The organism is Pedobacter sp. Bi27, assembly GCF_918698255.1.
GTDB lineage: Bacteria > Bacteroidota > Bacteroidia > Sphingobacteriales > Sphingobacteriaceae > Pedobacter.
On record NZ_CAKKMW010000001.1, the window covers coordinates 1276694 to 1290540 of the forward strand.

The 13847-nt window shown below is 39.6% G+C and carries 7 protein-coding genes; 2 read left to right on the forward strand and 5 right to left on the reverse strand.

The features are described 5' to 3' along the window. Window positions 1-86 precede the first annotated feature (86 nt). A complete protein-coding gene (locus LQ227_RS05120) occupies window positions 87-4133 on the forward strand; it encodes a hybrid sensor histidine kinase/response regulator transcription factor (protein ID WP_230148518.1) in 4047 nt (1348 codons plus the stop codon). Between the two features lie 994 nt (window positions 4134-5127). On the opposite strand, the gene LQ227_RS05125 is transcribed toward LQ227_RS05120, so the two are convergent. Together LQ227_RS05125 and LQ227_RS05130 are read right to left on the reverse strand one after the other, a co-directional pair. Then, window positions 5128-5931 carry a HEPN domain-containing protein gene (locus LQ227_RS05125; RefSeq protein ID WP_230148520.1) on the reverse strand — a complete coding sequence of 268 codons (804 nt, stop codon included), beginning with the start codon at window positions 5929-5931 and terminating at the stop codon, window positions 5128-5130. Beyond that, window positions 5921-7096: a hypothetical protein gene (locus tag LQ227_RS05130; protein WP_230148522.1), complete on the reverse strand. Its 1176-nt coding sequence runs from the start codon at window positions 7094-7096 to the stop codon at window positions 5921-5923. Before LQ227_RS05130 ends, LQ227_RS05125 begins: the two co-directional genes overlap by 11 nt. A gap of 102 nt (window positions 7097-7198) precedes the next feature. On the opposite strand from LQ227_RS05130, the gene LQ227_RS05135 reads away from it, so the two are divergent. Next, window positions 7199-7852, forward strand: a complete 654-nt coding sequence (locus LQ227_RS05135) for a LexA family transcriptional regulator (protein WP_230145704.1) — start codon at window positions 7199-7201, stop codon at window positions 7850-7852. A 265-nt stretch (window positions 7853-8117) separates the two neighbouring features. Here the strand turns inward: LQ227_RS05135 and LQ227_RS05140 are convergent, their stop codons facing one another. The 3 genes from LQ227_RS05140 to LQ227_RS05150 all read right to left on the reverse strand — a co-directional run bounded on the left by LQ227_RS05140 (window position 8118) and on the right by LQ227_RS05150 (window position 13653). Beyond that, window positions 8118-8516: a hypothetical protein gene (locus LQ227_RS05140; protein ID WP_230148524.1), complete on the reverse strand. Its 399-nt coding sequence runs from the start codon at window positions 8514-8516 to the stop codon at window positions 8118-8120. A gap of 324 nt (window positions 8517-8840) precedes the next feature. After that, window positions 8841-10370 carry a RagB/SusD family nutrient uptake outer membrane protein gene (locus LQ227_RS05145; protein WP_230148526.1) on the reverse strand — a complete coding sequence of 510 codons (1530 nt, stop codon included), beginning with the start codon at window positions 10368-10370 and terminating at the stop codon, window positions 8841-8843. 10 nt (window positions 10371-10380) lie between these two features. Beyond that, window positions 10381-13653: a TonB-dependent receptor gene (locus tag LQ227_RS05150; RefSeq protein ID WP_230148528.1), complete on the reverse strand. Its 3273-nt coding sequence runs from the start codon at window positions 13651-13653 to the stop codon at window positions 10381-10383. Window positions 13654-13847 lie beyond the last annotated feature (194 nt).

Genomic DNA, 13847 nt, shown 5'->3' on the forward strand with positions numbered 1-13847 from the left:
TCACCAAACGTATTTGATTTTTATAATAGAAACATTTTGTACTTTTAATCAGGTAAAAGCTAACCATCCCTCACTTTGTGCCAAACATGAAATACCTGCTAACAATTACTTTAGTATTTTTTATCATTGTAAGTAACGCCCAAAACAAACATGCTTTTAAACACCTCAATGTAGAAAACGGGCTCTCGCAAAGTTCGGTATTGTCTATCGCCCAAGATGGTAGAGGCTTTATGTGGTTTGGCACCCGGTTCGGGTTAAACAAATACGATTCTAAATCTTTCAAGGTATATTATCACGAAGATAATAACAAGAAAAGTCTGAGCAATGCAGCCTTTCTCTCGTCTATTTTGGCACTAAAAGATGGAACATTATTAATTGGTACCCAAGACGGGCTGAATAAATATAATGAAGCGAATGATAACTTCGATTGTTACAGGCACAATGACAAAGATCTCAACAGCATTAGCAGTAATGTTATAAGGTGCATTTTTCAGGATAAAAAGAATCGTGTTTGGATTGGTACGCCGAATGGCTTGAACCTGCTTAGCGCCAATGGGAAGTATCAATTTAAACGCTTTCTTTATGGACAAAAGCAACGCCAAGAAGTTTATGCCATTACCGAAGACCATAATGGAACCTTATGGCTAAGTACAACTTATGGTTTAATGAACATGAGTTTTAAAAATGGCAAAACCCACTTCAGGTATTTTAAGGGTTTTAGTGAAGCGCTTAACAAAGCAATAGATAACCATATTACCGCTATGGTTGAAGACCGTGAAAATAATTTATGGATCGGCACCAAACAAACCGGTGTAAGCAAATTAAACCTTATTACCGAAGCCATTACCACTTACCGATATTCCAGCCTTAACAAAGAGGGCATTAGCAGTAATAATGTCCGCAAAATTATGTTGGATCAAGAAGGTAAATTATGGATCGGAACCTTACATGGCATTAACATCTACAATCCTGCCACCAAAAATTTCAGCTCCCTACATAATGTCCCTGAAGACCCCGCTAGCCTAAGCCAAAATTCAGTTTACGATATTTATCAAGACCGGCAGGGCATAATATGGGTAGGCACCTATTATGGCGCCATTAACATGGCTTACCCTAACTATACGCCCTTTAAGGTTTACAGAAGCACCACCGCAACAAATGGCTTAAGCAGTAACGTAGTCAGCTCAATCATGGAAGATCAGCGCCAAAACCTTTGGATCGGTACTGAAGGAGAAGGACTAAATTATTACGACAGGAAAAACAATACTTTTACCCGATATAAAAACAACCCCAACGATCCTAAAAGCTTAAGTGCAAACCTGGTAAAATCGATTATACGGGATAGAAAAAACAGAGTTTGGATTGGGACCCATTATGGTGGATTAAATCTTTTTCAGCCAGAAACCAAAAATTTTGTCAGATATACCAGTCGCAAAAACGATACTTTATCTATTAGTAATGACGAAATTACAGCCGTTTTTGAAGATAGTTATGGACGCTTTTGGGTAGGCACCAACGGTGGCTTAAATAGCTTTAATAGCACCACCGGTAAATTTATCCGCAATCGGATAAACGGCTTAACCGATGCGGTATATTACATTTTTGAAGATGCCAATGGAAACCTGTGGGTAGCTACCAACTCGGGGCTTTACGAGCTGAAAAAAGGTAGCCAACAATTTGTAAGCCGTGTTGCTGCCGATCCGGGAATTTTAACGTATAACGAAATCACTTGTTTAACTGCCGATAAAGAAGGGCATTTGCTCGTGGGTACCTCGCGTAATGGCTTATTTAAGCTCAATCCCGATCGACATCGCTATACCAGAATTACCACTTTAGATGGTTTAACCAGCAATAACATCATGGGCATACTGGAAGATGATTTTAACAACCTATGGATAACTACAAACAAAGGTTTATGCAAATACAACCCCAGGCAGAAAACTTTTAAAACCTACAACGTTAAAGATGGCCTGCCGGGCAACGAATTTAATTACAAATCATTTTTGAAAGACAGTGAAGGTGCCTTTTTCTTTGGTGGATTAAGCGGGATGGTGAGCTTTTTCCCTAACGAAATCAAAGAGAATAAAAATACACCACCAGTTATTTTTACAGGATTAAAATTGTTTAATAAACCAATAGCCCTGAATACCGACGATGGCTTACTTAAACAGAACATCAGCACCATTAAATCAATTACCTTCAAATCAGACCAGAATGTATTTTCTATTGATTTTACCCTACTTAACTTTATAAAATCTGATAAAAACCATTATGCCTATAAACTAGACGGTTTTGAAAAAAACTGGAACTATGTAGATATCCCGTCGGCAAGCTATACTAACCTATCGCCAGGAAACTACACCCTGATGGTGAAGGGAGGTAATAATGATGGCCTTTGGACCAACAAAACCAGCACATTAGCTATTAAGATTTTGCCACCATTTTATAAAACCTGGTGGGCTTACCTGTTTTACTTTTGTGCTTTTGCAGCCGTTTCTATTGTATTTATACGCTATTTGTTAATAAAAGCTGTACTTAAAAAAGAAAAAGAGATTAACGAGCACAAACTTGAGTTTTTTACTAATATCTCTCACGAAATACGTACACCTTTAACCCTCATTGTTGGCCCCTTAGATAAATTGATTGAAAACGCCAAGGACAACCCCGCCCTGAACCGGGATCTGCAGCCGATAAAAAATAATGCCGACCGTTTAATGAACCTGGTTACCGAACTGCTCGACTTTAGAAAGGCAGAAAGCGGAAAAATGGCACTACATGTAAGTCCTGGCGATGTGATAAAGTTCTGCAGGGAAATATTTCTGGCGTTTCAGAACATGGCCATTGCCAAAAACATCGATTATCAGTTTGAAACCGCGCAGGCAGAAATTGAGCTTTATTTTGATAAAGTTCAAATGGAAAAAGTGATGTTTAATCTACTCTCAAATGCATTTAAGTTTACACCTGTAAACGGAAAAATCAGCTTAAAAATAGAGGTTGAAAAACAAATCGTTAATATTAAGATCTGCGATAATGGCAAAGGCATTCCATTAGAAAACCAAGCCAGTTTATTCACTAATTTTTATCAGGCCAATTCCACTACAACCATTGGTACAGGTTTGGGCCTATCATTCTCTAAAAGCATTGTAGAACTGCATCATGGGCAGATCAGCTTCGAAAGCACACCTAAAAACGGCAAAGCCTTTGGCAATACTGCTTTCACAGTAAGTTTAAAAATAGGCAAAGCACATTTTAGTCCATCCGATTTTATTCCCGACTATGTTTATTACGACGATGCCTTAAATTATAACCTTAGTACAACGCAGGTAACCGAACAAATTAAGCAAGATGATGCGCTGCCAGATGACTCAGAGAAAAAGAGAAAAAACAGCATCTTACTCGTGGAAGATAATGAAGATGTAAGAACCTTTATTAAACAGGCTTTAAGCCCCGCATACCAGATTTACGAACGCGAAAATGGAGCTGCCGGGCTAGATTGTGCCTTAGAGCTGATTCCGGATCTAATTATCAGCGATGTAATGATGCCCGTGATGGATGGCTTAGAATTATGCCGGAAACTTAAAACCGATGAACGAACCAGCCATATCCCTGTCGTTTTATTAACGGCAAGATCGGCTTACGTGCACCAGGTAAACGGTTTCGAAAACGGTGCCGATGCTTACATCATGAAGCCATTTAACTTAAAAATATTGGAGCTGAACATCCAAAACCTGTTAAATGCGAGGGAAACCATTAAACAAAAGTTTGCGCAGGTAATTACGCTCGAGCCTAAAAACATGGTGATTAACACCACAGAGCAAAACTTTTTGAATAAAATTATCCAGATTATCGAAGACCGGATTGCCGATCCCGATTTTGATGTTCCCACGCTATCGTCTGAAATTGGCATGAGCCAGCCTGTACTCTACAAAAAAATAAGGGCCCTGACCGACCTTTCGGTGAACGATTTCATTAAATCGTTGCGGATAAAAAGAGCAGCCCAATTACTCAAGCAAGGCACCGGCAATATTGCCGAAATTGCTTATGCAGTAGGTTTTAATGACCGGAAATATTTTAGTTCAGAGTTTAAAAAGCAGTTCGGCAAAACCCCGAGTGAGTTTATGGGTAATGATTAGTTTGCAAACGCTTTGCGGAGCATTAAAAAACGTTATTTATATTGATTCATCCATGAATTAATCTCTATCAATGACAGACTCCAATAGAGTGGTCGTCTTTCCCGCGCAGGCCTATGGTGTGGACACATCTTTTTGAGTTTTATTTTTTAGGCGTTTTGCTAGCTTCCTTAAATAACACATTGTTTTAACCGAAGAACGCCGTCAATCCCAAGGGCCGGAGAAATCAAAAAAACAGGTGCAGAATAGAACAAATAGCATTACCAAACCTAAAACGCAGTGGTTTTGTGTTCATAAAGCTAATTTAAAATTTTAAAGAAGTATTGAACACAAACCCCGAAGGGCTCAATCAGACAGAAGAAAACGGAGACAACAGCTGATTAAACGAAGTGCCGCTGTTTTTTTGATGTGTATAGGATTGTGTAAAAGGCCCATTGCTGGATTGACAGAGCGCTTTGGGTACTTTGGCGCTCCAAAGTACCATGCCACCGCGGCATAGAGCGGAAAAGACAATGCTTGCTTAATTAATGTTTTGGAAATAAATGCCTTTTTATAGCTGGAAAGATGCTGATCCCGAACATTCGGGACAGCATGACGACCGCCTCTTAATGAAATGTACTAAAAAAACATATATATAGTTAACAAAAGATGTGTCCACACGATAGGCGCAGGCGGGAACCACGAAGTGCTCAGCGAAGCTAATCTTAAAGCGCTTGCATTACGATTATTCATAAGTTTTCTTTTTTCAGAGGTATCCATGAGCACTGCGTGGTTCCAATCAAGTTGGGAATGACGAACCGCCAAAACCTGTCATCCAACTCCTTTGTTTTTAGCTAAATACTAACTTCTACCATCGACAGACTCCAATAGAAAGATCGTCCTCTCGACCGAAGCACCGCGGAGTGTTCCAAAGGAACTCCTTCGGAGGAGAGATCTTCGGACTACAGATGGCCTGTTATGGAGAGACCGGCTTTGGGTTTAAAGACATTCTGGCAACCTACTGATCGAAATGATTATTCATTATCCCCTGATAAACCCGTTCTGCAACACCATACAATAAATCTACTTTTTCAAACAGTCGCATCACATCCGGCTCACTGATTTTATAATCGTTTTCGTAGCGAACGGCCAGGTAGGCTTCATCAAGCAAATGCAATAAGCAAAGCTCTTCATCATCATCATTAAACAGCTCAGAAAGTGGCTTTACATAGGCTTTAACATACAATTGATGGGCACTGATGCGGTGTGTTTTTTTATCCTTTCCCATTACCAAAATTTCAACGGCCCGGTACATTAAATCGAAAACCTGGTGCAGCATAAAAGCACAATGCTCGAAATTTCGCCGTTTAAAATAGAAATTGGCTCCCGCCAGAAATTTGTTGGCCTTATTCGTTTCGTGTTGATAGATGCTGCTCACCCGATCTGCAACGAACTCCGGTGCCCCACATTCAAGAAAACTTCCAGATTTACTAAATAAGCAATTTTGCGCAGCAGTGGCATAGTAAAAAAACAAACTCCCCTCTCGCAAAGCCCGCTCAACCTCGTGCACATGGAAAACCCGATAACTGAATTCCGTTTGCCCGTTGAATACAATATTTAATACCGGCGTTAATTCGTTTAAAATACGCACATGTTTAAACTGAACCACAATCAGCATTTCCTGCACCGCTTTACCTGCAAAAAAATTGTTATAGAGATAAATATATTGAATGGGTACCGCAGCCGTAATCCCCTTTAATAAGCGCATTACGTTTTCTTCTTTTATGGCACTATGGTTAAGGTTTAAGAATTTATTCCGCATAATACCGCCTTTCATCTTTAATATCATCACTTAGTGAAGGATTACCGATCATCAGAAAGAAAGCTTCCATGATCATCAGCATGGTTTCATACTGCTCAAATAAAAATTCTTTATCCATCAGTTTAATGCTGCTCCCGGTACTAAATGCGGCATACAACCATTCTAAAAGGCCTAAACGCAGTTGTTTAATTTTTTCAGGAACGAAAAAAGACGCTACAAAGCGATAAGGATTTTCGATGTGTTCGGCTGGTAGTGTATTTACTTCACAGAGGCCTTTGTTGTACATTTCGCTTGTAATAAAACGATCCTTAGTAATTAAGCCTTCGGACAAGGCTTCCTGATAAATCAGTTTTTTGGTTGCAATTAAATAACCTGCGTTAAGCAATTTCGTAAACTGGTTATACAGGAAAAAATAATCGGCAACATCACTTAAACGGTGTTCCTCTGATAAGGCCATTTTATACCATTTTTTCAGGTATGTTTTGTGCCCTGCAAGATTATCCAAACTAAAGAAAAATTCAATTGCTTTAAATGGATCATCAAATAATTCCTGATCGAAAGCCAAAGGCGATGTACTTTCGAACATGGCCATATGGTAATAACGATCGATGCTTTTAAAACTATTTTTAGTGACGAGCCTTTCGTGGATGAGCCAACAGGCCTCCAGCATTTTCATGGTATTCTGGTAAAACGCGGCAACATACTGATCCCAATCCAGATCGAGCTTATTTTCCAATCCGGCCAGTAACCATTCCTTGTAAACCATCTTATAGCTATCCGATTCAAAGAAGATAAAAATATCTAAAAAAGTAAATTTTGGATTTTTCATTTCGCCCTTGCTCAACAACTTCGGACAATAATCTAGCACAACCGATTCGCGTTCCAAATTACATTCATCAAGCTCAATCGCTTTTACAAAAGCAGTATCAGCTTCAATCCGGTTAAAAATTAAATCCGAATAATCAAACAGCGGCACAAGTTTTTCATAAAAACCCAATAGCTTTGCAGGGTGCTTTTGCGGCAAATAATCGAATTCGTTTTGAGATGGGTTTACCCAGTTTTTTAAAAAATTTAAATGATGGCCTACACCATCTGATAAAAAAAAGTTTTCAATGGCATCAATAAAAGCCATAGTTTCTTTTTTAAAATTTAAGTTCCCTTCCATAGCGTATAGTTTTAAATTATTATCTTAGCAACACTAACAAATTTAGCAAAACAACAACAGAAATTCTAACTTATAGTAGAATTTCTTTCAACATAAGCGCAAATGACTGAAAATCAGAGATTAAAATTATTAATGGATTTATTGAATTTCAAAACTCAAAAAGCTTTTGCGGATGCATTGAATATTCAGCCCGGCTCCTTGTCTGATATAATGAGAGGGAAAGATGGCTTAAGAGTATCAAACGCCATTAAAGATAAACTCGAACTTAAATTCGACGTAAATTTAACATGGCTTGAAAACGGAACAGGCGAACCGTTTTTTAAAAAGAAACCTGGCGTTAGCGAAAGTAAAGAGGGTGTTCCTTATTTCGATATGAGTCTATCGGATGCTAAAGATCTCCTGGTAGAAGAACAACGGGCAGAATACCTGGTAAATTACCTCCCTTTTAACGATTGTACGGCCTATTTACCGGTTTATGGCGATAGCATGTACCCCAAATATGCCGCAGGCGAAATTATAGCCATAAAAGAAATTACCAATTACGAAATTCTACAGTGGGGCGAAGCATATGTGGTGATGACGGATGCAGATAGTAACAGTTTACGCACCATAAAGCTAATTTTTCAGCACGCTGATAATACCAAACTAATCCTCCGCTCTTCAAATCCAAATTTTAAAGGCGATACCGTAATCCGTAAAAAAAACATCCAGGCACTTTATATTATCAAAGGAAAAATTACACGGAATGTTATTTAATGATATGGGCTAATCGGTTAACTGTCTAAATTGGTTAATTGTAAACTGCCAACCGGATTCTGTGTTTATCATCTTAAATCAGCGGGAGTATAAAAAAGGGGGGCTGCAGGATCGTAATGCCTTAGTAGGGTTTTTATGTTGCATTAAGATTCCCGCATGCGCGCGAATGACGACCGCTCTTTAGCATCTGTGTGATCACCATTAATCAGCGGGAGTGAATAAAAAAGGTTCCCGCAGATCAGCAGATTTTCGCAGATTTTAAAAATCATTCACGCCAGCTTACTTGACTAGCAACTGCTAGTATAATGTTGTTAACTGCGTTAATAAAGTTACCTACATCTCTGATAAAGTTGTTAACTGCGTTGATAAAACTGTTAACTGCAAGGATAAACCTACGAACTGCGAGTATAAAGTTGTTAACTGCGTTGATAGAACTGCTAACTGCAAAGATGAACCTACGAACTGCGAGTATAATGTTGCTTACTGCTTTGATAGAACTATTAACTGCTTTCATAATTCTGTCATCCGCAAGCATAAACCTAGTCATTGCAGGTATAAAGTTATTCACTGCGCTGATAGAACTATCAACTGTTGTTATAATTCCATCAACTGCAAGCATAAACCCAGCCACTGTAAACTGCCAACCGGATTCTGCGTTTATCATCTTAAATCAGCGGGAGTATAAAAAAGGGTTCCCGCAGATCAGCAGATTTTCGCAGATTTAAAAAGCTATATGGAAGTTAATTTATAACAATTGTCATCCTGCGGGATAATTATTGCGATGAATCGTCATTGCGAGAAGGAACGACGAAGCAATCTTTCATGCTAATGACCCCTGTTATAAAGATTGCTTCGTCGGCTGAAAAAGCCTTCTTCGCAATGACGATTAATATCAACTGCACGCCCAGAACTGAAAACTCCTAACTGAAAACTAAAAAAGCGGACCGATCAATGATCAGCCCGCTTTTCTTATATATTTCCAACCCGCTTAGTAACCCGGATTCTGGTACATTTTAACAGGATCTAATTTCACTTCATCAAAAGGAATAGGATAATACCTGTCTTTTAAGGTTACATTAGCCAGCTTGGCAATCCCATAAGACGACTGTGGCTTAGCTTTTAAGTAAGTAACCAACTCCGCAGCAGTAAAATTCCTAATTAAATCAAACCACCTTTGGTGTTCAAAAGCAAACTCTACCCTACGTTCGTGCAAAATAGCCAATTTTAAAGTCGGGAATTTTGCTGCGTAAGTAGCGTCTGTCTTGGCTACAGCGTATAATGGCATTCCAGCCCTTGCCCTAACCATATCTAAATATTGAATGGCCACCGCATCGTTGCCCTGCAGCATATTTACTTCTGCAAGCATTAATATTACATCGGCATAGCGCATCAAAATCCAGTCGTTGCCTCCATAACCCGCATTGGTTGCCAATTGGCTCGCATCGCGGAATTTGGTGATAAACCAGTCTTTTACAATGGGATCATTAGCAAATTTAACCGAGAAATCTTTTCTTAAATCACTTGTTTCATATTCATTGATCAGATCGAGTTTTACATTGCCACCAATCCCTGTAGAAGGTTTAAGCGAATTGATGGTTTCGCCTTTGGCCTGGTTGTTTGCTGCAATGCTCGAGCTAAAACTAATATCGCCCTGCTTATTTGAAATCTGAAAAATCAGCTCTTTACAGGTCGCTTTTTTCGCCACATCAAAAACATCTGTATATGGAATTTCTGATAGACTTCCGAAAGCTTTCATATTGTAAGCTACCATCAAATAAATATTGGCGTTGCTTAGGTTTTCGGTTTTATTTGCTGGCAATGTTCCTGCCATTGTTAAATAAACCTTACCCAAATAGGCGTTTATTGCCGCTTTTGAGGTTCTACCTATGTTCGCTCCTGTTTGGAAATTCGGCAATGTGCTGTTAAGGGCATCTTTTAAATCGTTTACAATCTGGTTGTATACATCGGCTTCAGGAACACGAAATGTATTCTCTTTTACCTCATCGGCTGTGCTAAGCTGCTTGGTTACCACGGGTACCGGTCCCCATTTCCTAACCAGTTCAAAATACATAATCGCCCTGATAAACTTGGCTTCTGCCTTGTAGTTTTCTTTGGTGGCCGCATTAGCAAAAGAAACTTTATCAATGTTTGTCAGTACAACATTGGTTCTGCCAATGGCCTCATAAAGTGCCAGCCAATGGCTCCTTAAATAAGAATTACTGGGCAGGAGCGAAAAATCATTAAACTGAAATGGCTCACCGGCGTTACTCTGGTTATCATTCCTGCCCGCATCGTCCGAGCGCTCATCAGTAAACAGACCGCTGTTCTCGCCCAAGGTATTGCTGCTTCTAAGCGATTGGTAAACACCATTTACAGCCAGCAACACATCATTTTCTGTTTTAAAATAGTTTTCTACAGCAATGGCGTTGGGGTTACTTTGATTTAGAAAATCTTTCTTACAGGCACCCAAACTTAAAATTGCACTAATGGCCAATACTTTATAAATATGTTTTTTCATTTCTTTAGTTCTAAAAAGTCAATTTGAGACCAAGGTTATAGGTTCTTGCCAATGGATAGTTCCCATAATCTACACCAGGAGCAAGGTTATTGCCCGCACTGTAATCTACTTCAGGATTATAACCTTTATAATCGGTAATGGTAAAGGCGTTATCTACACTGGCGTAAACACGGATATTGCTCACCTTAAGTGTATTGGCCAGTTGCTTTGGAAAACTGTAGCCTAAAGTAATATTAGTACATCTGAAATAAGAGCCATCCTGGATGTAAAATGACGATAAACGGGTACTGTTACTCTGCGTACCCGCACGCGATGCACGGTAGTTTAAACCACTGCCAGGATTGGCCTCATTTCTGTAACGATCGGCAACATCAACATACTGGTTTCCAGAACCTTCAAAGTTGTACAGGTAATAATCCTGTCCATCCAGCACCTGGTTTCCGTACGATCCGTTAAATGATGCCCTTAAATCGAACGTTTTGTAAGAAGTGTTTAAGGCAAAACCATAGGTGAATTTTGCATATGGTGTGCCGATTACTGTTTTATCTGCATCGTTTACAATGCCGTTACCATCCGTATCCTGAAAATATAAATCGCCGATTTTTGCCGGGTTAGTAGAAGAAGCTGATGGCGCTACCTTGCCTAAGTTATCGGCCGTAATTCTACCCAAAACCTTAAAACCATAAAACATACCGATTGGCTGCCCCTCTTGTGTAACATGTGTAATGTACGAACGCTCTGCACCGGCCGTAAATATCGTACTGTTACCACCCAGGTCTAAAACCTTGTTCCGGTTTGCCGCGATGTTTCCGCTTAAACCCAAAGTAAAGTCTTCATTTTGGATAATTTTGCCATCAATCTGCAAATCGAAACCCTTATTACGCACCTTACTATCAGTAAGATTGGTTAAAATTGTTGAGCTGCTGGCAATTGCCGAAAGTGGTTTGTTAAACAATAAGTTGAAAGAATAACTTAAGTAGTAATTCGCCATGATCGATACACGGTTTTTGAACAGACTGATATCGGTACCGAAGTTGAACTGAGAAGTAGATTCCCATCCTAATCGTCCATCCTGAATACTGCTTGGCCAAATGGCGGTAGAAATCGCACTTCCGAAAACCGCACCACCTGGTGCGCTTAACTCTTGCTGCGTGCGGTAATCCGGGATATTGTTATTTCCGCTTAAGCCCCAGCTAGCCCTTAGTTTAACCCTCGATTGTTCGCCCAAAAAGTTGTTGTAAAAACTTTCGTCAGATAAGTTCCAGCCCGCAGCTATTGAAGGAAAGACACCATACTTGTTTAACGGACCAAACCTTGAAGAACCATCGCGACGGAAGGAACCGGTTAAAAAGTATTTGCCCGCATAATTATAACTGAAACGGCCAAAGTAAGAAAGTAAAGTAGTAACTGTTTTACCTGTTCTGTTGCGGTCTAGGGTAAAAAAACCGGCATCCGCTCCTTTATCTGTAATTTCACCAATGTAATCATTTTGAAATCCGCTTGCCGCTACCCTGATCTGATCGCTTGATGTTTTCTGTGTAGAATAACCACCTAAAACATCTATGCTATGTTTACCAAAGGCTTTATTGTAATTTAACGTAAACTCTGCCAGCTGATCTACCTGGCTTATGGTTTGTGCTATGGCATTTGCAGCCCTGATCGATTCTGGTGAGTAAGGTGGAGTATTGCCACTGCTTAAGCTGGTAGGCAAATAATACTCATATTTCTCGTTGTATGTCTGCGTTCCTAAGTTAGCCTTAAAATTAAGCCCCTCTAATATCTTGTAAGTAGCATTGGCATTATAATTACTCCTATTGCTCTTTCTGGAAATTTTTAATTGTTCAACTGTAGCCAAAGGGTTTTCAGGGTTTTGTATCCCGTATTGAGCAGATAATGCACCCATTCCAAATTGGATAGGGTTCCCGTTCGCATCTCTCGCTGGCAGATAGGGTAAATAAATTAATGCCGACATCATCGGGCTTAAGTTATAACGTCCTTCCTGTACCTCTCTGTTATCGTTTTTTGTGTAAGCAATGTTTGCACCTACATGTAAACGCTCGCTCACCTTGCCATCAATATTACCCCTAAAGTTGGTTACCTTTTGGTTGGTGTTGGTAACAATACCGTCGTTGTTCTGGTAACCACCGCTTAAAAAGTATTTTACATCTTTGGTACCGCCAGAAAAGGACAGGTTATGGCGTTGAAAGGCTGCATTGCGGTACAGTTCATCCTGCCAGTCGGTATTATAAGCTGCAGGGATAGCCTGTTGCGTGCTGAAATTATAAAGATCGGCCGGAATACTTACACTACTTCCATTGCCTACATTGGCAATACGTATGGTGTTGTTATCACTGAACATCGCATCGTTCCAGGTTTTGCCCGAGTTTACCCACAAATCTTTATAGGCATTGTTACGTCCGTCGATTAAAAGTTGGATAAACTGGTTGCCATCCAATAATTTTACTTTTTTGGCCAATTGAGAAATACCGCCCTGAACATCGTACTCAAACTTCCCTTTTCCATCTGCACCTCTTTTGGTGGTAATCAACACTACCCCACCCGATGCTCTAGAACCATAAATGGCTGCAGAAGCCGCATCTTTCAAAATGTCGATGGTTTCGATATCCTCCGGATTGATGGATACGTTGTTTCCTGCCGGATAACCATCAATTACATATAAGGGATCAGAACTGGCGTTAATGGACCCGATACCCCTCACCCTGATTTTGGTACCCGAATATGGCGCACCACTGGTTTGCGATACCTGTACGCCTGCAACTTTACCAACCAGCGCCTGACCAACGGTGGGAGAAGTTAAATTCATTTCGCTGGCTTTAACACTGCTGATGGCACCCGTTACATCCGATTTTCTGATCTTCTGGTAACCAATAGCCACAACCTCATTAAGGGTATTGCTACTTTCTTTTAAAGTGATATTAATATTTTGACGGCCGTTAACCGCAACTTCCTGATTATCGTAACCGATATAAGAAAACACCAAAATTGCATCTTCTTCTACATTAATTGAATATTTACCATTCGGATCGGTAACAGTTGTTTTTTTTGTTTTCTTTTCGAAAACACTTACACCAGGTAAAGGTTGTTTATTTTGATCGGTAACTGTTCCGCCTACAGTGGCAAATGCTTTATTATGCAAGCCCGAAGCGGTTACTTCATGATTAATCGCTATTGCACTGGAATTACAGATGGCCAGTAAACCTAAAGGCAAAAGCAATTTCCTGCAAGCACTTTTTATACTTGCGGTTAAAAAAAATGATGTCATCTTTTTGTTCTTAGTAATGGTTTTGAAATATAATTGGGGTTTTGTTTTAAGTAGAAGCGTAGATTTTCACATTTACATAGGCTTATCCTTTTATAGTTAACAGGTTAATTTGTGGAGCGTTCTACGGCGACAAAAGTATAAGTGTATCTTTAACACTATGTATCCCCTGTGTTAACTCTCCACACCAATTAGAA